We start from the raw sequence: 26,672 nt of genomic DNA, 5'->3' as shown, positions 1-26,672 counted from the left end.
AATTGAAATATATTTAGCATAATATTTAACTTTTCTAATAATATTAGGTAACTTTTAAAGCATTTAACTAGAATTTTGTTTAGCTCTGTTTTTTTTCGCTGCATAAATATTGGTTGATGAATTCAGTTCTGTAGGCTGAAAAATACTTTTCTCAACATTCTAATATCATTCAATTGGACACGACATCCCCACACCCAACACCAGAAAACATTCTTAAAATTGGTTCTGGATTTATGGCCTGTAAAGCACTCTTGACGGCTGTTAAATTTGACCTGTTCACCAAACTTTCTGCTCATCCCGATCAAACGGCAATGGCATTGAAAAAGCAACTTGATCTGAATTGCACCGACAGACATTTTTATGATTTTATGGATGCCTTACACGGATTGGGATTTCTGACCCGAACGGGAATTATGGAAACTGCTCAATATTCCAACTCTCTGGATACAGAGGTTTTTCTGGATAAGAAAAAACCACCCTACATCGGTGGAATTTTGGAAATGATGGATAGCAGACTTTATGGTTTCTGGGATAATTTAGAAGAAGGCTTAAAAACTGGAACTCCACAAAATGAAGCTAAAAACGGGGTAAATATCTTTGAGGAAATTTATAAGGATCCTGAAATTCTGGAGACCTTCGTCAACGGCATGACTGGCGTACAAATCGGAAATTTCATGGCCTTTGCAAAGCAATTTGATTTTTCAAGCATCAATACCCTAACGGATGCGGGTGGATCAGCGGGATATTTATCCTTGATGGTGGCAAAGGAAAACCCTCATATGAACTGTGTCAGTTTTGATTTGCCTCCAATAGATCCAATAGCCACTGCGACCATCAAAAAATTTCATTTAGAAGATCGTGTTAAAAGTAAAAGTGGAAACTTTTTTACCGAGCCTATTCCAAGTGCTGATTTAATAGTAATGGGTAACATTTTACATGATTGGAATGAGGAAGAAAAAATCAAGTTGATGCAAAATGCTTACGATTCACTACCTGAATCGGGAATTTTTGTAGCGATTGAAAACATCATCGATGAGGAGCGAAAGCATAATATTTTCGGCTTGTTGATGAGTTTAAACATGCTTATCGAAACAGAAGGAGGCTTTGATTATACATTCAAGGATTTTTGTAGATGGGGAGAGAAAGTAGGTTTCAAATCATTTCACCTGATGCCATTGGCTGGTCCGGCCAGCGCAGCGATCGCCTATAAATGAGAATCATTCAAATAATTGGGATCAGATTTGAATTATTCGGTTCAAATCTGATTTCAATTTGTATTTTTTGTATGTGAATTGCATTTTTTAGTATATTCAACAAAATACTCGAAGTCACGCAATCATTTTTAAAGTGGATTTCGGAAAAGATTTTTAGTTGACCAAACTAGACCACTAGCTTATTTGATCCGAAAAAAACGGATCGCCAATTAATATTTTGTTTCAGATGAGGGTCAAAGAACCGATCAGTGCTATTTATCCAAATATGGGTTATTGGCTGATGCTATTTATTGCGGGAATTTTTGGAGGGTTTTATTTTACATATTTCTCAATATTAACTAGCCCATTTCCAGGAATTGTCCACTTACATTTTTCATTGATGAGTGTTTGGGTTTGCATGGCAATCACCCAACCTCTTTTAATAAAATACAGAAAACTTTCTCTCCATAGGAAAGTTGGAAAACTCTCCTATTTCTTGATTCCCCTGGTACTCCTGACCTCATTTTTGATGATGCGTCATAGTTACCAAGGTCAATTGGCATTATTAACTGAAAACATTTCCAATGGACAAGAGAGCATGTCCATAGACGAAGGTTTAATCCTTCTAGGTTCTTACCAGGCGATAGGTTTTGTTTATTTAATCTGGCTAGGTAGTTTTTATACCCTTGCTATTTATTTTAAGAAAACACCTGCCATTCATGCAAGATTTATGGTGGCTGCAGTGTTGACTTTTATGGGACCAACACTTGATCGCATTCTCTATTTTTGGTTTGATGTGAAGTACGTTTTTCCCGGCTTTGGTCCTGAATATGTATCCTTTTTATTGATAGATCTGATCTTGATTTTCTTATTAATTTATGATTTAAAAAAGGGAAGAAATTTATACCCAATCATCTTCTCCCTTTCTCTTTACATCCTATTTCAGATTTTATATGTAATTGTGCCACAGTCAGGTGCCTTTTCAAAACTTGTCAATTTCCTTTTAGACTAAACTCTAGTAACCATGAAAAGAAGAAAATTTATTCAAAGCTCTGCACTCAGTGTGATTTCCGTGAGTGCATTCGGATTTATCCAGTTTGACGGGAAAAAATACATCGGAGACTGTGAAACCACCACGGATATTTTAGGCCCATTTTACAGACCTGATAGTCCCATGAGAAGCAACTTAAATGTTGCCGGCAAAAAGGGTAAGCCTATTCATCTAACTGGTATTATTATGAATGATGATTGTGCCACTCCTTATGCCAATGCTAAAGTTGAATTATGGCATTGCGATGAGGAAGGTGTCTATGAAAATTCTACTCCTGCTTATAATTACCGCGGAACTGTTATGACAGATTCTAAAGGGCAATATTCATTCGACACCATCTTACCTGTGCCTTATGATGCCGGAGGAGGAATGATCCGGCCTGCCCATTATCATTTGATGATCACCGCTGAGGGATATCAGACTTTGGTAACACAACTTTATTTCTCAGGAGACGAGAACATAAAAAAAGACCCTTGGGCCTCCAATGACGCCGCAAAAAACAGAGTATTGCAAGTCACTCCCGATGGTAATAATGGGAATATTGTTTCTTATAATGTAGGACTTTCCAAAAAATTAGGAATGGAAAAGGCTTCTCTTGAAAAATTAGTCGGAATCTATAAGTCTGAAGGTGAAGAGGAAGGAAAAATAGAACTCTTCCAAAAAGAAGGAAGACTCTGGATAAAAAATGAAGTCTTTGGAGTCGCCTTCGATTATTTGGGAGACAATACTTTCGAGTATCCAGGATTACACGATGGATCTTATCGAAGGATGAGATTCCAACCCGGCGGCAAATTCAAATTAGAAATGTTCCAACCAGGTTCAGAAATTCAATCCCAATCATATATCAAAGTATCTTAAATCGACCTTACCATTTTATGAAAAAATTAATTTTCCTCTTAGCGTTTCTACTAACAACTGGAATCAATTTACAAGCACAAACAGCTGACAAACTGATTCATACTACCCAGGATTTTCTCAACACACTGAATTCGGAACAAAAATCCAAAGTGATGCTTTCGATGGAAGACAGCATGAGAAGTAAATGGACCAATTTACCTCTGGGTTTAGCTCCAAGAGCGGGCCTGAGGTATGGAGACTTTTCAGAAGAATCTAAAATTCAGTTTCATAAAATCCTGAGTGCAATTTTCAGTTCTCAAGGCTATCTCAAGACCTTCAGCATCATGCAGGTGGATGACATTCTTCATGAGATTTTTGAAATCAAATTTCAGAATGGGGAAATAAATGAGGGAACGATCAATATGATCCGTGGATTGAACTGGGATTATGGAAATTATTTTGCCGCCGTTTGGGGTGAACCCAAAGAAGAAGGCACTTGGGGGTTGAAATTTGAAGGACACCATGTTTCTATCAACTTGACCATGGTGAATTCAGAATATTCCTTAACACCTCTGTTTTTCGGTTCCGATCCAGCAGTAGTTGAGACCACACAATATGCCGGAATTCGACCATTGAGTAAAGAAGAGGATTACGGCTTTTGGTTTGTAAACCTCTTAAATGAGGAACAAAAAGCCAAAGCTGTTTTCGAAGACAAAGTACCAGGAGACATCATAACCAGCCCCGATCGACCTCAGTGGATTTCTGAATATCGTGGAATCAAAGGCTCTGAACTGAATCCTGAGCAGCAAAAAATATTACACTACCTCATTGAGGAATACATTGGAAATTTAGAAACCCAAAAAGCTGAAGAATATATGGCTATCCTTCATGAAAGAGGATTAGACCAAGTTTACTTTTCCTGGATCGGAAGCTTAGAACCGATGAAAGCCCATTATTACCTGATCCATAGTCCTGATTTCCTTATTGAATATGACAACGTTGGCTTCTTGGATAATGCCAACCATATTCATTCCATCCTAAGAAAGAAAGATGGAGATTTTGGTGAAGACATTCTGCGAAAGCATCGAATGGATCATGACCACAATTAAAATAGTTTCTTGTTAGATAGGTCATCCTCGAGATATTAATAGTAAATTTTGAATACCAAACTTTCGTTTTTTATATGAAATTTCCTTTTCTCCCGATTTTTGGAATGATCTTCATTTTCTCATTCTGCAGTCCAAAAGTGGAGGAAACCTTTGAAAATAGACCAAACATCCTTCTTATCGTAGCTGATGATCTTGGATATGCAGATATTGGCGCATTTGGCGGAGATATTGCCACCCCAAACCTGGATGCTTTGGCAGCTAGCGGAATTCGATTTAGCAGATTCCATACTGCCCCGGTTTGCGCCGTGACCCGAGCCATGATGCTTTCAGGAAATAACAATCATGTAGCCGGTATGGGCTCACAAGATCTGGTAACTGATGTTAAAGGATATGAAGGCCACCTGACAGATAGAATAATCCCTTTTCCCGAACTCCTTCAACAATCAGGATATACCACTTTTATGGCTGGGAAATGGCATTTAGGTTTAAGACCCGAAGATAATCCAGCGAGAAAAGGATTTGAAAAATCTTTTGTGACGCTGGAAGGTGGAGCCAATCACTTCAGTAATAGACTTCTTTTTCCTGATAGTCCCGAATTAACTTATGGTGACAAATCTTTATATACAGAAAATGGAGAAAAATCCGATTGGCCTGAAGGCGCTTATTCCACAGATTTCTACACTGAAAAATTGATATCCTATATTGAATCCAACCTCGAAACAGGAAAACCATTTTTTGGCTATGCTGCATACACCTCTCCTCATTGGCCACTACAGGTTCCAGGAAAGTATTGGAAAAAATATCAAGGTAGGTACGATGAAGGTTATGAAATCCTTCAGGAAAAGCGACTCGAAAGTCTGAAAAAATCTGGCTTGATCCCTCAAAATGCAAGTTTGCCAGCCATCCATCCTTCCATCAAACCTTGGGAAAGTTTAAGCTCTGAGGAAAAAGCCAAAGAGTCGCGAAAGATGGAGATCTATGCGGGAATGGTAGATAACTTAGATGAGAATATTGGGAAAATTCTTGATTACTTGAAAAGCAAAGGGTTGTACGAAAACACGCTGATCATTTTTATGTCAGACAATGGTGCCGCTGGAAATGATTTTTATTACAGCTCATTTTATGGTCCTTACATTCAAGAGCATTACACAGATGCCTATGAGGAAATGGGAACCGAAAAAAGCTTCATTTCATATGGTCCTCAATGGGCGGAAGCAGGATCAGCTCCATTTCGATATTTCAAAGGATTTACTACAGAAGGAGGAATTACTACTCCACTGATTATTGCTGGAAAAGGAGTGGAAAAATCACCAGAAATTAACGCCTCATTTCTAACAGTAATGGATTTAGCCCCAACTTTCCTTGAAGTTGCGGGAATATCTTACCCGGAAAAATGGAATGAAAATCCAGTAAAACCACAATTAGGAAATTCACTCATTCCATTCCTTTCTGGAAAAACAGATTTAATTCATGAACCCAACTATGTCTTTGGTTTGGAACATCGAGGATATGCGATGATCAGAAAAGGGGATTGGAAACTGGTGAATCACATACAACCCTTTGAAAGAGGGAATTTTGAATTATACAATCTCTCAAATGACCTTGCTGAGCAGCATAATCTAAAAAATGAGTTTCCTGTAAAATATGAAGAACTCCTCACTGACTGGGATCAATATTCTGAAAATGTGGGAGTGATCATTCCCACACCAAAATCAAATTAATTTTCCAATAAAATTTTATGAAGCGTACCCATTACTTCCTCATTTTCCTCTTAGGTTTTTTAGCCTTTACAAATCCAGTCAAGAGTCAAACTTTTGGCAAAAACGGAATGGTAGTTTCCGATCATTATTTAGCCTCTGAGGTGGGAGTTGAAATCCTGAAAAAAGGTGGAAATGCCATTGATGCTGCCGTTGCCACAGCTTTTGCTTTGGCAGTAACTCATCCGGAAGCTGGAAATATCGGAGGTGGTGGATTTATCGTCTTCATGAAGTCCGATGGCGATGTGACCACTTTTGACTTCCGGGAAAAAGCTCCTTTGGAAGCCAGCCCGACCATGTTTTTAGATGAAAACGGTGAAATCAAAGACAATTCCAATCACCGTGGTTTGCTATCAGTTGGTGTTCCTGGAACAGTGGCAGGGCTTTATCAGGCACATCAGAAATATGGGAAACTTCCTTGGAAAGACTTGGTGGAACCAGCAATCCAATTGGCGAAAAAGGGATTTCCGATGTCTTGGGGATTGTATCGGGTAGCTACTAGAATTTCTGATGCCGACGAATCATGGGACATCATGAAAAACTACTTTAGAAATTCCGAGGGAGAGATTGTGGCACCGGGTGAACTTTGGAAGCAGGAGGCTTTGGCAGAAACCTTAACGGAGATTAAAAACCATGGCAGAGATGGTTTTTATAAAGGGAAAGTGGCTGCAGAAATCGAAGCTTACATGAAAGCTAATGGAGGAATCATCACTCAGGAAGACCTTGCCAAATATGAGGCTGTTGAAAGAAAACCAGTAAGCACGACATTCGATGGATACGAGATTTTTTCAATGCCTCCACCTAGTTCAGGAGGAGTTGCCTTGATAGAAATGATGAATTTATTGGAAGCCGCTTCTATCAAAGAGGTAGAATTTAACTCCACCGCTTATGTGCACTTGGTTGCGGAAGCAATGAGAAGGGCATTTGCGGATCGGGCAGAATTTTTAGGAGATCCGGATTTCAATCCTAAGATGCCTGTTGACAAATTGATTTCGAAAGAATTTGCGAAAGGAAGGTTTGAAAACCTGGATCTAAATCATGCTTCAAAAAGTGACTCTTCAAAATTTGGCCAACTCTATGGAGGAGATCATACCACGCATTTTTCTGTAACTGACAAAGATGGCAATGCAGTTTCCCTGACTTACACTTTAGAAAATTCTTACGGGGTAAAAATGGGTTCTGAAAAGCTGGGATTCATTTTCAACAATGAGATGGGAGATTTTAATCCGATACCGGGAGTCACCACTTCCACGGGATTAATCGGCTCCGATCCAAATCTCGTGGCACCTGAAAAACGGATGCTTTCCAGCATGACTCCGACGATTGTGGCAAAAGATGGAAAACCCTATTTGGTGATCGGAAGTCCGGGTGGAAGAACCATTATCAACACGGTTTTTCAGACGGTATTAAATGTTTTGGTTTATGAAATGCGCATAGACCGGGCGATCGAAGCGATGAAAATCCATCATCAGTGGCTTCCTGATCAGATTCTTTATGAAAGACATCTACTTTCTCCGGATACCAGAAAGGCTTTGGAAGAAATGGGACATAAATTACGGCCTACAAACAACCTTGGTGTTTTGATGGGGATAACCTATGATTCGGAATTAGGAATCTGGGTCGGAGCGGCGGATTCATCCAGTGAAGATGGAGGGGCGAGAGGATATTAGGTCAGTGGGAAAGGCTGAAAGCTGAAGTGAGAAAGCTAAAAAGACGGGAGACAGAAGACGGAAGTTGGAAACGTACCCAATCCCCCTTGGAGAAGATTTATATTTTGGAAACGTCATTGCGAGGAGGAGGTACGACGACGTGGCAATCTTGTAAGGATAAACGAAATTATTGAAGTAGCATTGGGAAAGTCTGAAAGCTGAAGTGAGAAAGCTAAAAAGACGGGAGACAGAAGACGGAAGTTGGCAATGGCAAAAGAATTATGAAAGCTGAAGGCAGAAAGCAAAAAAATGCTGGCAATGGTCAGGAATTACATATTTAAGAAGTAATTAAACATCAACAAAGGAGTGGAAAAAGAAACGGGTTTAAAAAGGGAAATTGGGGTCTGGGGGCTCTCGGCAAACATTGTCAACATCATCGTTGGAGCGGGAATCTTTGTTTTGCCAGCCATTGTGGCGGAAATCATGGGTTCCTCTGGAATCATCGTATACCTGTTTTGCGGATTTCTGATTGCACTCGTCATGCTTTGCTTCGCAGAAGCGGGAAGTAAAATCACAAGATCAGGAGGTGGCTATGCCTATGTGGAAACTGCTTTTGGCCCTTATGCCGGATTTTTGGCAGCCATCTTTATTGTCACGGGAAGTGTTTTTTCTGATGCAGCTGTTTCCAATGCCTTGGTAGAATTGATTGGACTTGCCTTTCCAGTTTTCACTGATCCGGTCAACAGATTTCTCCTTCTATTTGTGATTTTCTCAAGTTTGGCTTTCCTCAACGTAATTGGAGTGAAGCAGGGAATTGGATTAGTCAAAATCAATACGGTTGCTAAACTCACCCCTATTCTACTCTTGATATTCTTTAGCTGGAAAGATGTATCCTTCTCAAATCTGTACTGGGAATCTGCCCCTTCTTTCAACCAATTTGGGCAGGCTTGTTTGATTTTATTCTTTGCCTTCCAAGGTGGTGATGCCGGACTTACAGTTGGAGGAGAAATAAAAAACCCTCAAAAAACTGTTCCAAAGGCAATTTTTATCGGAATTCTCTTTGTTCTGATCCTCTATGTTTTGATCCAAACTGTAGCGCAGGGAGTCATGGGAGATCAGTTGCCGGAATTCAAAGAAGCACCTTTGGCGGCAGTAGCAAATGTTGTTTTCGGGCCTATAGGATACACCGTTTTATTGGTCGGGGCAGGGATCTCTATGTTTGGAATGCTTAGTGGGGAAATACTCAATCTTCCAAGAGTGATTTTTGGATTGGCGAGTGACCGGGTGATTCCATTAGAAAAACTGGCATCCATTCACCCAAGATTTAAAACTCCATATCTCGCAATTTTACTATATGCCGGAATCGGATTCACACTAGCTGCTTTAGGCGGTTTTCGACAGTTGGCAGTGATCGCATCTGCTAGTATGCTACTTGCTTATTTTGGTGTTTGCCTTTCTGTCATTTGGCTTCGAAAAAAACAAGCCTCCAAGCCCGGTGACTTCAAAATTCCTTTTGGGCCTACAGTTCCGATTTTATCAGCCGGTATCATCCTTTTCTTCCTATCCAACTTGACCGGGTACGAAAAAACTGGTCTTACAGTATTCTTTGTTGCTCTGACGGTCATTTACTTCCTTGTAAAAACCATTAGGGATAAAAAATCAAAATCATAAAACCATATGTATCATCTTTCAAATTGAGAACTATGAAAAAATTATCCATCCTTTTTTTCCTGCTGATTGGAGTATTTCCAGTCCTAAATGCACAACAAAAAACCAATTTGGAACTGACAGATATTTTCAATCTGGAATATGTTACCAATCCCTCCATCTCACCAGATGGTACCAAAGTGGTATATGTTAGGAATTTCAAAGACATCATGACGGATAGGGATTATTCCAATCTTTGGATAACGAATATAGATGGGACCCAAAATCGTCCGTTGACGCAAGGAAATCACAACGATGTCAGCCCAGTCTGGTCTCACGATGGTACCAAAATCGCTTACCGATCCAATCAACAGGACGAGAAAATGAAGCTTTTTGTACTCTATCTAGATACAAAAGAATCTGTTGCTCTGACTAATTCTGCCAATCCTCCGGGATCTGTTTCCTGGTCATTTGACGATCAACAGTTGGCATTTACCCAGTTTGTACCAAAGGCAAAAAAGTCACTTTTGAATATACCTGCTAAGCCTGAAGGTGCTACCTGGAATGATGCTCCGATCTACATCGATGAAATGAATTATCGTGGGGATGGAGCAGGATATTACAAATCAGGAAACCAGCAAATCTTCACTATAGGACTTGCTGGAGGCACGGCAAGACAATGGACTTTTGACGATAATGATTATGGAACTCCAATTTGGAGTAAGGATGGAAAAAGCCTGATTTTCTCTGCGAATCTTCATGAAAACCATGATTTAGAGCCAGCCAATTCAGATATCTATCAAATGGATTTGGCATCTGGTGCTATCAAGGCATTGACCTCTAGATTTGGTCCTGATGGAGGACCAGTGCTTTCTCCTGACGGAACTCAGATTGCATACACAGGTTTTGACGACACATTTCAAGGCTACCAAGTGACAAATTTGTATGTCATGAATGTGGATGGTTCCAGTATCAAAAACTTGACTGCTGACTTGGACCGGGATGCAGGAAATCCACAATGGGAAAGTAATGGAAAGGGAATTTACTTTCAATACGATGAATTTGGTGATACCAAAATCGGGCATGTGGCTTTGACTGGAAAAATCAGAACTGTAGTCGAGGGATTGGGAGGTTTGGATCTTGGAAGACCTTACAATGCCGGGGATTATTCAGTTTCAAATAATTCCAAGTTTGCTTATACCCTAGGCGGGACAGATCATCCAGCTGATTTGGCAGTTTGGTCTGATGGAGAAGTCAAAAGAATCACAGCATTAAATGATGATATTTTCTCCTTTAGGAATTTGGGGAAAGTGGAAGAAATCTGGTGGGAATCATCCTTTGATGGGTTAAAAATCCAAGGATGGATTGTGACTCCACCTAATTTTGATCCAAGCAAAAAGTATCCTTTTATTCTTGAAATCCATGGCGGCCCATTTGCCATGTATGGACCTGCTTTCTCTTATGAAATCCAACAATATGCTGCTGCAGGCTATGTCGTGCTCTATTCCAATCCAAGAGGAAGTACCGGCTATGGGCAGGAATTTGGAAACTCCATTCATCATGACTATCCAAATCATGACTATGCAGACCTGATGTCAGGGGTGGATGCAGTGATCGAGAAAGGCTATGTGGACACTGAGAATCTATTTGTTACCGGTGGAAGTGGCGGAGGTTTATTAACTGCCTGGATCGTAGGGAAGACCGATCGATTTAAAGCTGCCGTTGTAGCGAAGCCCGTGATCAATTGGTCCACTCATGTCTTGTATGCGGATAACCCTGCATTTTTTACGAAATATTGGTTTCCAGGTAATCCATGGGAAGAGCCTGAGAATTACGCAAAGCGGTCTCCGATTACTTTTGTAGGTAATGTAAAAACTCCGACCATGCTACTGACTGGAGAAAAGGATTACCGAACTCCCATCGCTGAATCCGAGCAATTCTATGCCGCGCTGAAATTACTGGAAGTAGAAACAGCAATGGTTCGAATTCCTAATGCATCCCATGGTTTAGTCAACAGACCAAGCATGCTTATGAGTAAATCTGCTTCGATTTTAAGTTGGTTTAATCACTACAGAGACAAAAAATAAAATCACTTTAATCCATTTGCTATGAAAAAGTACCTATTAACATTGATTTGCTTAGTTGCTTTCATAGCAATGACGCAAGCACAAGGCATGGTCTACCCGGCTATTCAAGGGTATGGAGGTGTTGAGGAAGTCCCATTTGAAACCATCAAACCGGATCCTAGTCAGCATTACAAATTCGTAGTAGAATTTGGCAATAGGATCGAAGACAAAAAAAAGGTGTCTGATGATTTAGATTATGCAGCGAGGATGTACAATTTGCATATTTATGCTGGTGTACCAAAGGAAAATCTAGCGTTCGTATTTGTGGTTTTTTCGGGTTCAACTCCAATTGCTCTAAGCAATGAAGAATACAAAAAGCGATTTGGTGTAACCAACCCAAATGCTGAAATATTAGAGGAGTTCAAGAAAAATGGAATAAGAATTATCGTCTGTGGGCAATCAATGATGAAGCAAAACTTAGAGCCTAGCATGATCTATCCTGGAGTAGAAATGGCAGTTTCAAGATTTACTGCTACCACAGACCTGATGAAAAAAGGCTTTTTATTATTTGCCCTTTAAATGACAGCGATGAAGATCTCAAAAGTATTATTGTTTTTACTATTCCAAGGGTTCCTATTTTGGACACCCTTGGATTTATTTGGGCAAGAGGCCGATATCGACCAAATTAAAGCACAACGGGAGGCTTCCAATGCCGCACTTCGAAACTTTGATGAAGAACTAAACAGCAGTTTCCTAACGGATGATGTTCTGATCACCACAGGAGGAGGGACTCTACTTTCAGGAAAGGATGAATTGATGAAGTATATCAAAAGTATTGAAGGTCCAAAGATGTATTGGATTCGAACTCCAGAAGAGATCAAAGTCAATCCAGAAACAAATCTAGCTTGGGAAACAGGAACCTGGAAAGGGTATTTTGAGGATTCTGACAATCCAGTAGTGGGAGGAAATTATTCAGCTCAATGGACTAAAAAATCTGGAGTCTGGCTGATTCAGTCTCAGTTGTTCGTGACTTTACCCCTTCAATAGGAAAGAAGAAAATGGGAAGCCAAAGCAGAAAAAACTTTCAGAGAGATGCTATATGATTACAGGAATTAATTCAAACTGAAAATTGACATGAATAGAAATCTTTTTGATCACATTTTTTAGAAAATCCGACAATGCCTACATTCCAAAAAACTCTCCAAATCAAATTTTTTATTATTTAGTACTACATTAATCTTACAACAAATAATTAAATCATGGGATTATTTTGGGACCTCATCCAACAAGGTCAAATTCAGGACCAAAAGTCAAAAGCTGAAACATTAGAAATCAGAGTTAGAAACTTAGAAAGGGAATTATTTCAAACAAGGGAAATCCTTCTCAAGGCTCTGAAAATTTTAGAAGAACAATCCGGGAAGGATATTGATGGAGACGGAAAAATAGGATTATAGTCTTCCTAAAAATCATTTTTTAACCTTCAAAATACTTTTTACAAGGGCTTTTTTGGGTTTTATCTTTTTAATTCATTAAAAATCAGAGCTTTTCTAGTCTAGTTCATGATTTGATTTTGTATTTTGTTTTTACCAAACAGAGTATCGCCAACTATTTTATTAGCCCACTTCATTAGTGGATAAATTCCATTACCGGCTTTCCATCAGTTTTTTGGCTTAAGCTGATTTTTATCGAGTGTTGAAAACATACCATTTGAAAGTGGAAGGTTTTCATAGATTTTATTTCTACATCAATGCAACTGGAAAAACCCAAACAAGCAGCACTGCTTGAATTGTACCATGGCAGGCTTAAGGCCAAATTAAAGCCCATTGTCAAAAGTCGCCCTAATAACCTATTCCAGTTTTTGAGTACCTCCAAAATCAAGAATTCCAAATCCCAGTCTTAATTAAAATCAAAACACAATGAAAATCCACTTTTTGAAACATTTCTCAGTTGTAAGCATTCTTGTGTTAAGCTTATTCACTTTCGATTCTTTGGGTCAAATCAATGCCTCCAAAGGCGTACCTAGCTTCACCAATTATGTTGTTGGAGATTTGGGTACAGCAGGACAACAGATATGGAATGTCAACCAAAACTTGGACGGTTACCTTTTTGTGGGCACAAGCACAGGATTACAAAAATTCGATGGAAAAAACTGGGAGCTTTTAGCTTCACCCAGTACCGAATTCAATACCAATGTCCGGTCTACCTTGCTAGCTTCTGATGGCACTCTTTACTATGGATCTTTAGGTGATTTCGGGTTGGTCACAGAGGACTCCACTGGCAAAACACTTGAAAAATCACTATTAGAAGGGTATCCAGCTGATTTTATTTTCAACGATGTCTGGTCCATTCGTGAAAGGCAAGGCAAAATTTATTTCCAGGCAAGAGAAGCCATTTTTGTCTATACCCCCGCAGAAAATAATCAAGCAAGCAATCTTAAAATTTGGAAACCCGACACAGAGTTTATGTACGGTTTCAGCTTGTATGATGATTATTATACCCACCAAATGAATTTGGGTTTATTTAAGGAGGAGGAAGGCACGCTTGAGCTTATCCCAGGAAGTGAATTTCTGGGTCGGGATCGAGTTCAAGTACTGCTACCATATAAAACGGAAGGAGAGTTTTTAGTTGGTGCATTCTCTGGTGGCCTATTTCATTATGATGGAGAAAATTTCAATCCCTTCCCTACCGAAATAGATGATTTACTTCAGGGAAGAAGTTTGTATAAAGCATTGGCATTGCCTGACAATACTTATGCCCTAAGTGTTCTTGGAAGCGGATTCTTTATTATTGATCAAGAAGGTAAGGTGGTCTCACATTTCAATACTAAAAATTCTATTCCCGATCAAAGTGTCTATGCTTTTCACTTGGACAACACGCAAAATTTATGGGTTGGAACAAATAGCGGGCTTTCAAAAATCGAAATATTCTCCCCTCTCACTCGATATTATTCTGATACTTACGAAATCGGTAATGCACTTTCATTGTCAGCTTTTGATAATACACTTTATATCGGAACATCCACGAATGTGCTTTATCTGGACAAAAATGACGGGGTAATTAAGAAAGTAGAAGGAATCCCCAATACACAAGTATTTGATTTAGTAGAAGACACCAATAGCGTTTTAAGTACGGGCGTTGGACTTTATGAAATCAAGGGAGGCCAATCGAAAATCATTCCGGAAACTGAAAGTTTTCAGAGTTTGAGGGTTTTGATATCGAAAAGACATGAGGGGTATGTGTTTCTTAGTGGAAATTATGGCATAGAGGTTTTCAAAAGAGAACTTAAAAGTAATGGCGGATATCAGTATGAGGATATTGGTCCTATCTCTGGGGTAGCCCGCTCGGTTTATTCTTTAGCAGAAAATCAAGAAGGAGAACTTTGGGGAGGAACGCAAGCGGGAATATTATACCGAATTATTTTCCCCCAAACTGCCTCAGGAAATCTGGATGTGCCTAATGCCAGAGTAGAAGAATACGGTGAAAATGAAGGAATCCGGGGTCTTTCAGGTTTAGCAGAGGGTCCAATTGATGGCAAAGTGTACACCTCAGGAATCGAAGGTTTTTATTTTTTCAATACAAGCACGAATGAATTTGAGAAAGATCCAGTATTTAGTTTTTCTGATGAAGTGGCAGATATTAATCTCGATACTTACGGTTTAGGAGTCGGGGAAACAGGGAATGTTTATTTGGATTTTAAAGGTGAGAAAAGATATGCCATAAAACAGCCAGACAGTAGTTACCTTTTGAAGAGCTACCCAGTCAATCTAATTACTGCAAGTGGTGTGACTTCAGGCTATACCCAGCAAGATGGAGTAATTTGGATTGGAACTGATGAGGGCTTAATGAGACTTGACCCAAATAAAGAGTATAAAGTAGACCATCCGGTTCCTCTACATTTTAGCGCTATTTCGGCAGGAGAAAAACGATTAGCCTTACCCAAGTACCTAGCTGGTTTAGTACCAGAAATTCCTTTTAAAGGGAACGAATTTTCATTTGAATATATCTCTCCTTTTTTTGTTCGGGAAAACAAAATTCAGTACCAGACTTTTTTAGAGGGTTATGACGAAGAATGGGGGAATTGGGAGGAAAAAGTCAGTCGTGAATTCACCAATCTTCCTTTCGGCAGCTACACATTCAAGGTCAGGGCCAAAAACACATTCAATACACTTTCAGAAGAAATCGCCTTCAATTTCATAGTAATTCCTCCCTGGTATGCCACTTGGTGGGCCTTTATACTCTACTTTCTTGGCTTTGCAGTGCTAGTGTATGGATTGGTTAAATTTCAAACAAATCGTATCCTGGCTAGTGAAAAAATCAAAAATCAGGAACGAGAACTTGCCCAAGCCAAAGAAATGGAAAAAGCTTACAAAGAACTCAAAGCCACCCAAGCACAACTGATTCAATCAGAAAAAATGGCCTCACTGGGAGAGCTTACCGCCGGTATCGCCCATGAGATTCAGAATCCTTTGAATTTTGTCAATAATTTCTCCGAAGTCAGCGTCGAATTGATCGAGGAGATGCGGGAGGAATTGGCCCAAGGTAATATTCAGGTAGCCATAGAGATTTCTGATGATCTAAAAGAAAACCTGACTAAGATTAGTCATCATGGAAATCGAGCTGACTCTATCGTCAAAGGTATGCTTGAGCATAGTCGAAAAAATGCCACTGATAAAATCCCTACCAATATCAATGCCTTGGCTGATGAATTCCTAAGACTGAGCTATCATGGATTGCGGGCAAAAGACAAGAGTTTTAGTTCTGATTTTGATACCGATCTGGATCCAAATTTACCTCTTGCCGAAGTAGTCGCCCAAGACATAGGCAGAGTGATTTTGAATTTGATAAATAATGCCTTTTACGCTGTCGCACAAAAAGCCAAAGACGAAAAATCAACAGAGGGAGATACCTCAAGCTACCAACCAAAAGTTTCCGTCATGACTCGATTGATTGATCTACCGGGAAATACAGGAGGTGCAGAAATTTGTATCAAAGACAACGGAGGAGGAATTCCAAAAGCAATCAAAGATAAGATTTTCCAACCATTCTTTACCACGAAACCGACTGGTAGCGGAACCGGGCTTGGACTATCCTTGAGCTACGATATAATCAAAGCGCATGGCGGTGACCTGAGAGTAAAAAGTATAGAAGGAGAAGGTACAGAAATGATCATTTTTTTACCTATCAAATAGAAAACAAATGAAAATTACCAAAGCACTTAAAACCGAGTTGGCAAATTGGCTCGAAACCTATTGGACAACCTACATCAAAGGTGACTATGAGCTTTGGGCCACATTTGTTACGGATGATTACTATAATATCGGTGGGACTAAAGAAGAGATCTGGCATAGTAAACAGGAAATTTTGGAGTACAGCTATGCCTTACAAGATCAGATGGTCGGTCAGGCTGAATTCCGAAACCGAGAAATAGAAGTACTCCCTTATGGAGACTATGTGATGGTCAATGAATTCACCGATCTCTATGTGAAAATAGAAGGAGAATGGACTTTCTACGCGCCTTTTAGAATGTCCTCCCTTTTGTCAAAAACGGATACTGGCTGGATCGCATTGCATCAACACGGATCCTACCCAGACATGAAAGCCAGTGAAGGAGAGGCCTTTGCTGCGGATGCACTCAAAGCCGAAAACAAACGTCTTCAAGAAGCAGTCGATCAGCGAACTTCCGAACTTCTTTTGAAAAACCGGGAGTTGGAAATCGAGGCAGCTCTCGAAAAAGTGCGAACCGCGGCCATGGGGATGAATACCCCGAATGATATGCTCCAGGTTTGCCGAGTGATCGCTCAGCAATTAGAAGTCATAGGCTTAGATCAAATCCGCAATGTTCAAACTGCAATTATTGAATCTCAAGCAGAGATTTATCTATGCTATCAATATTTCCCTAGCTACGATCGAGACATTATCGAGCGCACGGAATACAAGAAAAATCCTGTGGAGCAGCAAATGGTCAATCAAATGCTTGCCGCAAAAGACAGTCATTTTTTGGGGGAATTGACTGGAAAGGAACTTCAAGAATTCATAAGTCATCGCAAGCAGGAAAATCACTTCAAAGATCCTCTTTTGGAGGAATCAGATAATTTGGGATACTGTTTTCTTTCTATTGGTGAAGGAGGTTTAGGATTAACCCTATACAAATCTCTGGATGAACAAAGCCTTACTATTTTCAAGCGATTTCATCAGGTTTTTTCTCTTTCCTATCAGCGATTTCGGGATATTCAAAAAGCAGAAAATCAGGCAAGGGAAGCTCAGATCGAGGCAGCATTGGAACGGCTAAGATCAAGGTCTCTTGTTATGCAAAAAAGTGAGGAGTTAGCAGAAGCATCTATCCTTTTAGAAGAAGAAGTTAGAAAACTGGGTATTGAGAATTGGGGATGTGCTTTTCACATTTACGATGAAGAAACTACAAGTGGCAAAGCTTGGGATTTAGAGTGGTTCACTTCCTCAGCTGGTTTTCTTCCATTTTATAAAACTCCCAGAGAAAATATTTTCCTTAAATATTATGAAGAGAGTAAAAAAGGTAAGCCGCTTTATATCCAAGAGTTTGGTCCAGAAGTCATCAAACAACATTACGATTACCTCAAAACTTTGCCGGTTTTAGGTGAGGCCCTAACCGAATTACACAATTCTGGAGTTCCGCTTCCCGAAAGTCAAATTGACCACGTGGCATTTTTTAACCATGGACATTTATTGTTCATTACCTATAAGCCAATTCCAGAAGCTCATGATATTTTCATTCGCTTTGCCAAAGTCTTCAATCAAGCTTACACTAGATTCCTTGATCTCCAAAAAGCGGAGGCACAGGCTAAGGAAGCAAGAATTGAATCAGCGCTGGAGCGCATCAGAGGTCAGGTAGCTTCCATGAGGGAATCTACAGAACTACTTGAGATTATGGTATCCATGCGAAAGGAATTTGTCGACTTGGGAAATGAGGCCCATTATTTCTGGCATATGCGTTGGCATCCTGACAGCTATGAAAAAGCCATGACCTCAGGTGATGGTACTCAGATTGGTATGGTGATGAGTTTGCCAAGACGAATTCATGGCGATATAAAAGCGGTTGCTGATTGGGAAAAAGGAACAGATCCTCTTTTTGTACTTGCAATGGATGCAGAAGTAGCGGTTGACTATGTTCATAAAATGATCACTTGGGGCGATTTTGAGCAAGTGGATCCGCATGCTCCAACGCTCGATGACATCCGACATATTGGAGGCTTAACATTTGTCATGGCTCGCACTACGCACGGTGAAATAGGTTATAGTCTTCCAGGATCTGTACCAAATCCACCTCAAGATGCAATGGATACCTTAGCCCGCTTTGCGAAAGTCTTTGACTTGGCCTATAAGCGATTTGAGGATCTGAAAAATGCAGAATATCGTACCAAAGAAACTGAAATTGAACTTGCGCTTGAGCGTGTCCGAAGCAGAAGTATGGGGATGCAAAAAAGTGACGAACTTCAGGAAGTCATCAAACTGGTTTACCAGCAACTCATTCAGTTAAAAATCAATCTTGACCACGCTGGATTTGTGGTGGACTATTCTCCTAAAGGAGATTGGCATTTTTGGATCGCAGATGAGCAGAATATTCCATCGAAAATAACACATCCCTATTTCGAATCTATATGGGCAACTCAGTTCAATGAAGCCAAAGAGAATAGGACTGATTTCTTTGTTACCAATCTAGATTTTGAAGAAAAGAATAAATTTTACAAAGAGCTTTTAAGCCACGTCCCTGGATTACCTGAGGAAGTCAAAGCATTTTATTTTAGCTGTCCCGGCTTGGCTATTACCACAGCATTATCAGCAGATGTTAGTTTGTATATCGAGAACTTTTCGGGGATTCCCTATACAGAAGCAGAGAACAAAATAGTGATGCGATTTGGGAAGGTTTTCCAACAAACCTATACCCGCTTTTTAGATCTTCAAAAGGCTGAAGCACAGGCAAGGGAAGCACAGATTGAAGCAGCTTTGGAGCGTGTGAGATCCCGTACGCTGGGAATGCAAAAAGCAGAGGAATTGGGCGACGTCGCCACAGTTTTGTTCGGTGAGTTAAACACACTGGTGGAGAATCTTTGGACTTGCGGATTTGTGCTTTGCGAAAAAGACAGTAAAGAAGATGAATGGTGGCTCAGTCTGGACAATGGATTGATTCAGCCGTTTTCTCTTCCAAATGAAGGCGATTTTGCACACAAAACCTTGTATGAAGGATGGGAAAAAGGCGAATCCTATCGAACCGTCACATTAGAAAACAAACAACTTCAAGAGCACTATGAATGGCTAATGAATCTTCCTGTTGCCAAGCAAATTTTTGAAGAAATGGAAGATTCAGGAATTCCTCGTCCTAAATGGCAGCGACTTCATGCCGCCTACTTCAAGACAGGTTACTTGGTCATTATTACGGAAGTACCCTGTGCAGAGGAAGACATCTTTAAGCGTTTTGCTCAGGTTTTTGATCTGACCTACACCCGTTTTCTTGATCTTACTAAGGCTGAGGCACAAGCCAAAGAGGCCAAGCTGGAACTTTCTCTCCAACGAATTAGAGCTCAAGTTACGTCTATGACTCATTCCGATGAACTCTTCGACATTGTGGTTTCTATGCGAAAGGAATTTATATCCCTTGGAAATGAGGCAGACTACTTCTGGCATATGAAGTGGACGCCTTCAAACTATGAAATGTCCATGACTTCCGAAGATGGTGAACGGGTGGGCATGATCATCTCAGTTCCCAAGTTTGTACACGATGAGATTCCAAGACTGGCCAAATGGGAAAAGAGTGATTCTCCCATCATTGCCTTGGATTTAAACGGACCTGAAGCCTGGAACTACCTTGACAAAATGAATACCTATAGTAAGTATGAACAAGCTGACCCTCATGCCCCATCTGAAGAGGACATCTTGGCCATTGGAGGTCTAACCTTCGTCATCGCGCGTACCACTCATGGTGAGATCGGTTTTAGTTTGGCCGGACAAGTGCCAAATCCTCCTCAAGAGTCCACCGACACATTGATTCGCTTTGCTGGGGTTTTTGACTTGGCTTATCGACGATTTGAAGACTTGCTCACTGCTGAAAAGCAAAACAGAAAAGCGAAAATTGAGCTTGCATTGGAGCGGGTAAGAGCTCGGGCTTTGGCAATGCAAGAACCGGAAGAACTGATAGAAGTAGCGCAAGTCATGCGTGAGGAGATGGGTCTAGTGGGAGTGGAAGAGCTCGAAACTAGCTCGATCTATATCAATAAAACTAATGAAGGGTTGGCGGAATGCTGGTATTCCATCAAAGACATCCGAGATGGGACCAAAACCTATGTAGCAGACCATTTTGATCTAAATTATCAAGATACCTGGGTTGGTAGAGAAATGTTGGACTTCTATCAGAGCGAAGAGACGAAAACCTCCATCGTGATGAAAGGAGAGAATCGAAAAGAATGGATTAATTACTGTGCAAAGCAATCTCCCAAACTCAATGGCTATTACGGCATCGAAATTCCGGAACGCACCTATCATTTGACCAAATTTTCTAATGGTGCTATCGGAGCTGCAACCCCAGGAGAGATTTCCGCCGAAAGCTGGGATCTGCTGGCTCGAGCTTCATTGGTGTTCTCTTTGGCTTATTCGCGATTCAAGGATCTCTCCCAAGCCAGAGAAGATTTAAAGAAGCTCAAGAAAGCGAAAGCCAGGGCTGAAAAAGCCCTTCAAGAACTTAAAGCTGCTCAGGAACAATTGGTACAGCAGGAAAAACTTGCCAGTCTTGGCCAACTTACTGCAGGCATTGCCCATGAGATCAAAAACCCGCTGAATTTTGTAAATAATTTCTCCGATCTAAGTCGTGAATTGATCGAAGAGGTTTTCGAAGAATTGGAAAATCTGGAATCATCTGAAACCAAGGAGGAGATTATCGCCATTCTCGAGGATGTAAAAAGTAATCTGGCGAAAGTCCATGAACATGGTACCCGAGCCGACGGAATTGTAAAGTCCATGCTGCAACACAGCCGGGCTTCCAATAACAAGATGGAATCCAAAGCCATCAATCCCATCATCAAAGAATTTGTCAATCTGGCTTTTCATGGTATGAGAGCTGCCAAAAACCCAATCAATGTAACCATTGACCTGCAGCTGAAAGAGGAAGTTGGTGAGCTGAAAATTATCTCGGAAGATTTTTCCAGAGTGATTTTAAACCTCTGCAACAATGCCTTCGATGCCATGCGGGATAAAATGAATGTGCTGGGAAGCGGGAATTACGAAGCAAAATTGACCGTGAATACTTATCTCTCCAATGGCAAAGTGATGCTCGAATTTATAGACAACGGACCCGGAATTCCCGAAGAGATTCTTGGAAAGATCCTACAGCCATTTTTCACCACCAAAAAAGGAACAGAAGGCACTGGACTAGGGCTCTCCATTACCCATGACATCATCAAAGCACATGGCGGAAGCTTATTGGTTACTAGTAAAGTAAATGAAGGAAGTAAAATGACGATTGTATTACCCTTTGACCCAAAATAAGCGATGAAAAGCGAGGCCCAATCAAAAGCTGAAATTGAACAATTACACCGCACCTTGGAAAAGCAAGCGGCGGAATTGGAATCCAAGAATCGAGAACTGGAGATTGAGGCGGCGCTTGAAAAGGTCAGAGAAAGGGCAATGGCTATGCATAAGAGTGAGGAGCTCAGCGAGGTAATTGCCGTGCTTTATGAACAAACAAGTCTTTTGGAGTTTGCTGGATGGGGCTGTGGAATCTCCATATTCAATAAAGAAGAAAATTACTTAGAGCTTTGGATATCAGTGCATCCCGAAAAGATTCAACCTCGGAGATATAAAATTTTTGGGCAAGACCATGATCTAATTATAAAACTTTGGGATATCTGGACTAAAAAGAAGAGTAACCAATTTATTGATTTGATTGGCCCCAAAAAGAAGGATTATGATGACTATGTCTTTTCGAAAACTGAACTAAGTCAAATTCCTGAGCAAGTTATTCAATTCATCAGATCCAAGCCTAATTCGTTTGCCTCATTTACTCCTATGAAATGTGGTTTGATTTCATTTTATGATTCAAAAAGTTCACTCTCAAAAGAATCATTTGCGATACTTCAGCGATTCGCCAAAGTTTTTGATCAGGCTTACACTCGCTTCCTCGACCTTCAGAAAGCAGAAGTACAAGCCAGAGAGGCACAGATAGAATCGGCTTTGGAAAGAGTCAGATCACTCACGATGGCCATGCATACCAGTGAAGATGTTGGAAAATGCATTGTTAGGATGTTTGATGAACTCACTGCTCTTGGCTTGAGCAAAAATGCCAGAACCGGGATTGGCATTTTCAACCAGGAAAACGAAAACATGGAGGTTTGGACCGCTTCCAGAAACCAGAAGGATGAGTTCAAAATAGACATTGGAATACTGGATATGACCTTACATCCCTTGTTGGTGGAAGCCAGAAAATCGTGGAAATCTAAAACCCCATTCCATCAATACATTCTGGAGGGAGATGATGTCAAAAGATATTTTACAGCCATCAATTCTTCTCCTAATTATCACGCTCAAGTCAATAAGCAACACTTGACAGAAAGGGTGTATCATTATGATTTTGTGTTCAATCACGGCATTCTCTTTTCTTTTACAGATGCTCCTTTGCCAGAAGAGCAATTGCAAATTTTTCAAAGGTTCTCGGCGCTATTTAATCAAACCTATACCCGCTACCTCGATCTGCAAAAAGCAGAAGCTCAGGCAAGAGAAGCCCAGATTGAAGCGGCTTTAGAAAGAGTAAGAGCCCGGACTATGGCGATGCATAAAAGTGAGGAACTAGGAGAAGTTGCGGCAGTTCTTTTTGACCAATTTGAAGCATTAGGAGCTACACCCGAGCGGCTGAACATTGGGATAGTGCGGGAAGCGGAAAGGATTATTGAGTGGTGGTCCACCGAACAAGGAGGTAAACAAATAGACCATCTTTTTAAAGGAACTATAGATGAGCCCACTACCATTTCAAAAGTTTTTTCCGGATGGAAAGCTGGAAAGAAATCTATAGAAATAGACCTAAGTGGTCAGGAATTAAAAGAATGGATTTCTTATTTGCAGAAAGAACTCGGCTTACCCTTTGACAAAAAATTTCAAAGAGATAGGCGCGTTCATTTTGCTTGCTGCTATAGCCACGGGATGTTATTAGTGTCCACTCCCAAACCTTTGCCTGAAGACTCTAAGGTCCTACTCCAACGTTTTTCTAATGTCTTTGAGCAAACCTATACCAGATTTCTAGACCTCTTAAAAGCAGAGGCACAAGCAAGAGAGGCACAGATTGAAGCTGCGCTTGAGCGAGTGCGTGCTCGGGCTATGGCCATGCATCAGACGAGTGAATTAAATGAAGTCTCGATGGTTCTTTATGAGGAACTGATAAAACTAGGCTTTCAGTTTATTTCATGCGGTTTTGAAATTATTCTTGAAGAGGAGCAGGTGCTAAATGTCTGGAACCATGATTTCAACCAAGGGCAGTTGTCGCATTTTCAAATGCCACTAAAAGGGGATAATACTCTTAAAGAGCGCTATGAGGCATGGAAAAGTAGAAAAGCAATATTCTTGCAGGAACTGCAAGGCATTGCACTTAATAAGCATCTAAGACTTGGGGCACCTGAAAACGTAAAGAATGAAAAGGATCTGATTTCAATTTTCCAGATCCTGCCTATTTCTGCCTTGCTAATTTTTCAAAAGGTTGTCTCTATGTTATTGGAAATAGCCAAATACAAATTGATCACCAGAAGATTCTGTTTCGTTTCGCCACGGTATTCGAGCAGGCATACACCCGATTTCTCGATCTTCAAAAAGCCGAAAAACAGGCAAGAGAGGCGCAGATCGAAGCAGCCTTAGAAAGGGTGCGAAGCCGATCTATGGCAATGCAGTATTCCAGCGAATTGAATATCATACTGGCTAAAGTTTTTGAGGAATTAAAAAATCTGGAACTTCAGATGGAGCGTGCGGTGATCTGGATTTATTATCCTGAAAATAGATCTGTCCGTTGGTGGGCTGCCAATCCCGAAGCTGAAAGCGGAACGGACAGTTTCCTGATTACCAACCAGAATCATCCTGTATATCTTGAATATTGGAAATTATGGGAAGAAAGAAGAACGAAGTACCTCTATATTCTTGAGGGCGATAATATGGTGAGTTGGTGTGATGTATTATTCTATGAAATGGAATTAGGAAGATTACCCAAAGAAGTCCAGGCCGCAATGCGGGAGCCCGAAAGAGTCTATTTGTACAATACATTTAATGATTTTGGAGTTCTGTTTATTTCCTGCTTGGAACCCTTATCAGATGAAAAATTTACGATCCTAGAACGCTTTGGAAAGGTGTTCGATCAATCTTACACCCGCTTCAAAGATATCAAACAAGCTGAAATTCGAGAAAAAGAAGCTATCAGACAATCCGCTCTGGATCGTGTCAGGGCAGAAATCGCCTCGATGAGAAATACGGAAGACCTCCAAAGAATTACTCCCCTGATTTGGAGAGAACTGCTGACTTTAGGTGTTCCTTTTTTTCGCTGTGGATTGATGATTGTGGATGATAAAGAACAAAAGGTCCGATTTTATCTATCAACCCCAGATGGCAGTCCTCTAGCTGCTCTTCATCTGGATTTTGAAAGCAATGACATCAGTTCCAACGGGGTAAAACACTGGAGAAAACAACAGCCTTACATAGCCCATTGGAATAGAGAGGAATTTCTTGCTTTCACAAAAACCATGGTAGCTCAGCAGCAAATCCAAAATGCCACAACTTATCAAGGAGGAGAAGAGCCGCCGGAGTTACTGACGCTTCAGTTTATTCCTTTTCCCCAAGGAATGTTGTATGTAGGAAGTGCTGAGGACTTATCCCCTGCTCAAATCGATCTGGTTCAGAATTTAGCAGATGCTTTCTCCGTAGCCTATGCCAGATATGAGGACTTCAAACAGCTTGAAGATGCTAAATCGCAGATCGAACACACCCTCACCGAACTCAAATCCACCCAAGCCCAACTCATCCAATCCGAGAAAATGGCTTCGCTTGGTGAGCTCACGGCTGGCATTGCCCATGAGATTCAGAACCCATTGAATTTTGTAAATAACTTCTCAGAAGTGAGCGATGAATTGGTAGATGAGATGTATGAGGAGATCGAAAAAGGAGACATGGAAGAAGTCAAGTTCATCGCTTCGGATCTGAAAGACAACCTAGCTAAAATCAACCTTCATGGCAAGCGGGCGGATGCTAATGTGAAAGGAATGTTAGAGCATAGCCGGGCAAACAAAGGTGAAAAAGCTCCTACTGATTAGAATGCCTTAGTGGATGAGTTTGTGCGACTTTCCTTTCATGGGCTTAGAGCAAAGGATAAGTCGTTCAATTCAGACTTCAAGTTAGAACTGGATCCTGATCTACCAAAAGTCAATGTCGTTGCTTCAGATATAGGTCGAGTAATTTTGAACTTGGTCAACAATGCTTTTTATGCAGTCGATGAAAAAGCGAAATCTTCCTCCCTACCCTCCCGAAACATCGGGACAGGCGCTGAGGGGGGAGAAGTTTACAGGCCTCTAGTAAAGGTAAAAACAACGGTAGCAAGGCTCTTTTCAGGGGGTTTAGCGGTAGAGCTTTCTGTTAAAGATAACGGCAACGGCATCCCCGAACACATCAGAGAAAAGATCTTCCAGCCCTTGTTTACCACTAAGCCAACAGGGCAAGGAACGGGACTTGGATTATCACTATCTTATGATATAGTGAAAGCTCACGGGGGAGAACTGAAAGTGGAATCATCTGAGGGAGATGGATCTACAATTATAATGCACTTACCTTTTTAGTGAGTTCAGAATTTAAAAATGAGAAAAAATCCAAAAATCATATCTGGTTCTGGATTTTGATCATATAATTTATCATGTTAAACCTACTTCCCCAATTCTTTTGATGAAAGAATTCCATGAAAACTAAAGGGATTAGAGAGTCTGAATATCTCCAAAAAATAGACTGAGGGATAATTATCTAGGACATTAAAGCTTTATTAATCAAAAATCGAAAAAAAATAGTAAAATATTTATATTATAGTTTGAACATGAATTTTTACTTTTTTTTAATACAATAATCATATACCGTTTAAAATTGGATTGAAAAATTAAAATTCTTAATTAACAATTATATTTTTCTTTTTAACAATTGCATTTTTTTAATTTAAAATCAATTATAAAGATTTGATTTTAAATATTTTGGAAAACATATTTTTCATAATTTGAAATACATTTTATTAGAAGTATTCTACCTCCAAACGCAGAATAAAGTAGTTTTCAATACTTAATGTTTGATTTTAGACTCTATAGAAAACTACATCATACCTAATTAAAATTTAAT

At 40.2% G+C, this 26,672-nt stretch carries 16 protein-coding genes; all 16 read left to right on the top strand.

Annotated elements, in window-relative coordinates:
- Nucleotides 1-173 precede the first annotated feature (173 nt).
- Nucleotides 174-1,214 carry a methyltransferase gene (locus FHS59_RS11460; protein ID WP_184495277.1) on the top strand — a complete coding sequence of 347 codons (1,041 nt, stop codon included), beginning with the start codon at nucleotides 174-176 and terminating at the stop codon, nucleotides 1,212-1,214.
- A gap of 226 nt (nucleotides 1,215-1,440) precedes the next feature.
- A complete protein-coding gene (locus FHS59_RS11455) occupies nucleotides 1,441-2,205 on the top strand; it encodes a hypothetical protein (protein ID WP_184495276.1) in 765 nt (254 codons plus the stop codon).
- A 12-nt stretch (nucleotides 2,206-2,217) separates the two neighbouring features.
- Nucleotides 2,218-3,102, top strand: coding sequence for a dioxygenase family protein (locus FHS59_RS11450; RefSeq protein WP_184495275.1), 885 nt, complete (start codon nucleotides 2,218-2,220; stop codon nucleotides 3,100-3,102).
- Nucleotides 3,103-3,119: 17 nt separating this feature from the next.
- The gene (locus FHS59_RS11445; protein WP_184495274.1) at nucleotides 3,120-4,190 is read left to right on the top strand and encodes a DUF3500 domain-containing protein; all 1,071 of its coding nucleotides are present in this window, start codon (nucleotides 3,120-3,122) and stop codon (nucleotides 4,188-4,190) included.
- 74 nt (nucleotides 4,191-4,264) lie between these two features.
- Complete coding sequence (locus FHS59_RS11440; protein ID WP_184495273.1) at nucleotides 4,265-5,911, top strand: arylsulfatase; 1,647 nt, start codon at nucleotides 4,265-4,267, stop codon at nucleotides 5,909-5,911.
- A gap of 17 nt (nucleotides 5,912-5,928) precedes the next feature.
- Nucleotides 5,929-7,617: a gamma-glutamyltransferase gene (gene ggt, locus FHS59_RS11435; protein WP_184495272.1), complete on the top strand. Its 1,689-nt coding sequence runs from the start codon at nucleotides 5,929-5,931 to the stop codon at nucleotides 7,615-7,617.
- Nucleotides 7,618-7,962: 345 nt separating this feature from the next.
- Complete coding sequence (locus FHS59_RS11430; RefSeq protein WP_184495271.1) at nucleotides 7,963-9,267, top strand: APC family permease; 1,305 nt, start codon at nucleotides 7,963-7,965, stop codon at nucleotides 9,265-9,267.
- A gap of 32 nt (nucleotides 9,268-9,299) precedes the next feature.
- Nucleotides 9,300-11,330, top strand: coding sequence for a S9 family peptidase (locus FHS59_RS11425; RefSeq protein WP_184495270.1), 2,031 nt, complete (start codon nucleotides 9,300-9,302; stop codon nucleotides 11,328-11,330).
- A 21-nt stretch (nucleotides 11,331-11,351) separates the two neighbouring features.
- Entirely contained in the window at nucleotides 11,352-11,888 is a 537-nt protein-coding gene (locus FHS59_RS11420; protein WP_184495269.1) for a DsrE family protein, read from the top strand.
- Nucleotides 11,889-11,897: 9 nt separating this feature from the next.
- Nucleotides 11,898-12,356, top strand: a complete 459-nt coding sequence (locus FHS59_RS11415; RefSeq protein ID WP_221444493.1) for a nuclear transport factor 2 family protein — start codon at nucleotides 11,898-11,900, stop codon at nucleotides 12,354-12,356.
- A gap of 212 nt (nucleotides 12,357-12,568) precedes the next feature.
- Nucleotides 12,569-12,763: a hypothetical protein gene (locus FHS59_RS11410; protein WP_184495268.1), complete on the top strand. Its 195-nt coding sequence runs from the start codon at nucleotides 12,569-12,571 to the stop codon at nucleotides 12,761-12,763.
- A 462-nt stretch (nucleotides 12,764-13,225) separates the two neighbouring features.
- Entirely contained in the window at nucleotides 13,226-16,498 is a 3,273-nt protein-coding gene (locus FHS59_RS11405) for a sensor histidine kinase (RefSeq protein ID WP_184495267.1), read from the top strand.
- Between the two features lie 7 nt (nucleotides 16,499-16,505).
- Nucleotides 16,506-21,821, top strand: coding sequence for an ATP-binding protein (locus FHS59_RS11400; protein WP_184495266.1), 5,316 nt, complete (start codon nucleotides 16,506-16,508; stop codon nucleotides 21,819-21,821).
- 3 nt (nucleotides 21,822-21,824) lie between these two features.
- The gene (locus FHS59_RS11395) at nucleotides 21,825-24,173 is read left to right on the top strand and encodes a hypothetical protein (RefSeq protein ID WP_184495265.1); all 2,349 of its coding nucleotides are present in this window, start codon (nucleotides 21,825-21,827) and stop codon (nucleotides 24,171-24,173) included.
- A gap of 20 nt (nucleotides 24,174-24,193) precedes the next feature.
- Nucleotides 24,194-25,612, top strand: a complete 1,419-nt coding sequence (locus FHS59_RS23555) for a sensor histidine kinase (RefSeq protein WP_317168188.1) — start codon at nucleotides 24,194-24,196, stop codon at nucleotides 25,610-25,612.
- A gap of 9 nt (nucleotides 25,613-25,621) precedes the next feature.
- On the top strand, nucleotides 25,622-26,131 hold the full coding sequence (locus tag FHS59_RS23550) for a sensor histidine kinase (RefSeq protein ID WP_317168187.1): 510 nt from the start codon (nucleotides 25,622-25,624) through the stop codon (nucleotides 26,129-26,131).
- The last annotated feature ends 541 nt before the right edge of the window (nucleotides 26,132-26,672 follow it).

Source organism: Algoriphagus iocasae (assembly GCF_014206875.1).
GTDB classification, from domain to species: Bacteria; Bacteroidota; Bacteroidia; order Cytophagales; family Cyclobacteriaceae; genus Algoriphagus; species Algoriphagus iocasae.
This window is presented reverse-complemented; position numbering and strand designations above follow the sequence as displayed.